We start from the raw sequence: 2,928 nt of genomic DNA, 5'->3' as shown, positions 1-2,928 counted from the left end.
TATAATCTCTATTATTCGTACTACTGATTAATTATAAAACATAAAAAAAGAGCCTATTCACATAGGCTCTATCCAACTTATTCAACATTCTTTAATTATGTATTCCTCAAAATGGAATATCATCATCTACTGGCCCGTCTGGCATTGCAGTAGGCTTAGGTTGTGTAGGTTTTTGTGCTGGAGGATTAAACTGGTTTTGCTGAGCAGGTGCGCCTTGATTGCCAAAGTTGTTCTGACCGCCATTAGGTTGATTGTAGCCACCTTGTTGAGCGGGCTGATTATTGACTTGCTGACCAAAGTTATTCTGGCCGTTCTGATTGCCATAGCCCTGATTTTGACCGCCTTGATTACCATAGCTGCCACCCTGCCCTTGAGCTTGACCACCAGTTGCACCATCTAGCATTTGCATTTGTTCGGCACGAATCTCGGTGATATAACGATCTTGTCCGTTGGGATCTTGATATTTACGCGTACGTAAGCTGCCTTCGATATAGACTTTACTACCCTTACGCAAATACTGCGCAGCAATTTCACCTAAACGATTGAATAGTGAAATACGATGCCATTCCGTCGCTTCTCGTTTTTCACCACTTTGCTTGTCCGTCCACTGCTCCGATGTCGCAACCGAAATATTGGTCACGCCACCACCGTTATTAAATTGACGTGCCTCAGGATCTGCTCCAAGGTTGCCAATAATGATGACTTTATTAACTCCGCGCATGGTACCGTCCTTTTATTTATGAATAATTTAATGAATCGTGTTAATCATGATTTAATGGAGCCAGTTTGGTCCACCGCATATTAATACTATCAGTAATATGATTTTACTTTAACCAATTTTTGTTTAAATATCTAGAGGGCTTTGCGCTAGATGCGACAACTCTTGTCGCGATATATCTGTCAACTGGGTTTTATCTAATTTAAGATACGCCACTTGCTCTTTCGCCATCACAACTAGTTCATCGACGCCATCTACTGCTAGCATCTGACGTGACCAGTCCTGCATATTGATGTCTTTAGGAATAGTGACGGTCGTGCTTGATAAATAAGGTGGCTGCGCAATCGGTATAATAAGCAGCAAAGCGACACCTATAATGAGCGCCAATATACCCCACGCCAATAGATTAGGTTGATTCAATAAAAACCCGCCCATCGCCCCACCGACAAACGCACCAAAAAACTGGCTAGAAGAGTTTATACCCATTGCCGTGGCTTTATTTGCTACTGGAGCGCGCTTAGAAATCCACGAAGGAATGGTCGCCTCAATGAGATTGAAGCCCATAAAATACAATAATAAGCCGAGTATAATACCAACACCAACCTGACTGCCAAGTGCGAGTATGGCTAAAGCAGCTGTTATTAATGCCAACGCACCCAAAAATACCTGACGCATTTTTCTTTTCTTTTCGGCGATGATAATAAAAGGTATCGCAACAGCAAAACCGATCAACAACAACGGTAAATAAACCAGTCCCTGCTGACGTACCGACAGCCCCATCACTTCTGTCAATTGATGTGGCAAAATAACGAAGATTGCTGTCATAGTCAAATGTAGGGCAAAAATACCGATATGTAAGCGATTTAAGTCACCAATTTTTAACACGCTGGCCAATTGCTGACCAATCGATTTATTATCCAAATTATGCTTGAGTACTCGTAGCGGCGTTGGTACTACCAATAATAGTAGCATGGCTAAAACAGCAAACACGGCTGTAAGCCAAAACAATCCTGAAATACCAAGCGTACCAACCAACAGCGGACCAAAGGCAAAAGCAATCATGATCGAAGTAGCAATGGTCAAACCCATCATGGCCATGGCCTTAGTTCGCATCTCCTCACGAGTCACATCAGCCAGTAATGCCATCAACACAGCAGAAACCGCACCACTACCTGCCAACGCCCGACCGATAATAACCTCAAAAATATCTGTCGCATTGGCCGCGATGATACCGCCAACAGCAAACAAGACTAACCCTAAAAATATAATCGGTTTACGTGGAAATTTATCAGCAGCGAGGCTCATCGGTATTTGAAAAATAGCCTGCCCAAGCCCGTAGATACCAACGGCTAAACCAATCAAAAAAGGCGTCGCATGTACATAATTGTTTCCATATACCGAAAACACCGGCACAATCATAAATAGACCGACCATACGCAAAGCAAAAATACCACCAACGCCTAATATTGCTCGCCTTTCTACGCTATTCATACTTGCCTCACTGATTGATCGTTGGCGGGTTTTCGTATTGTATGTGCTGATATATTACTGCTGCTTTATAAAGGCATCCGCCTAAAAATCAAGCCCCTTAGTATAAGACATTCGCCATTGGGTTGCCGAGACTTTTGTTTTTTGTGTATATTAATCATCTCTCTACTTCGTCATAAATATGACGCCATATTTCTATGACCAAGTGCCTCTGCTAGGGCGTGTCCTCATTTTAAAAATGGAGATAAAAATAAGATAAATAGCAAACAAATAAAGTAGTGCAGATAACATCAAGATATTAGCAAGCTACTTAACACCGTTTGGCAAACACTTAGCCATTTTTAGCCCATTTAATATTTATTATTGTTCAGATTGATGACACGCCTCAGTCATCGCACCTTGAATAATGCTGCTGTCATAACAATAAAGTAAAACAGTACGGATATAAGCTGTATTGTATAGTTGAGTTCAAATAATTTCGATACAAGGAAACCGAGTGCAAGCTATACATTAGTATGGTCAGCGAGGATGACGATGTAGCGGATTTATATGGATTTGACTATATCTTAGACCACGACAACCAAACTGATACTTATCACGAACACTACTAGAAAGTGACACGGTTTAACTGAATATATAACAAACCACATCTATTACTGAGCAGATATTTCATCTAACTTTATTGACTGGTATAAACATGACGATAAAAAGTACCTAGATAA

2 protein-coding genes are annotated in these 2,928 nt (G+C 41.2%); both read right to left on the bottom strand.

Annotation, left to right across the window (positions count from 1 at the left end; all coding sequences use genetic code 11):
* Positions 1–106: 106 nt before the first annotated feature.
* Positions 107–721, bottom strand: a complete 615-nt coding sequence (gene ssb, locus ACT3SX_RS14600; RefSeq protein ID WP_192520794.1) for a single-stranded DNA-binding protein — start codon at positions 719–721, stop codon at positions 107–109.
* A gap of 123 nt (positions 722–844) precedes the next feature.
* A complete protein-coding gene (locus tag ACT3SX_RS14595) occupies positions 845–2,209 on the bottom strand; it encodes an MFS transporter (protein WP_192520792.1) in 1,365 nt (454 codons plus the stop codon).
* Positions 2,210–2,928: the final 719 nt, after the last annotated feature.

Source organism: Psychrobacter sp. AOP31-B2-9 (assembly GCF_052378005.1).
Lineage (GTDB): Bacteria > Pseudomonadota > Gammaproteobacteria > Pseudomonadales > Moraxellaceae > Psychrobacter.
This window is presented reverse-complemented; position numbering and strand designations above follow the sequence as displayed.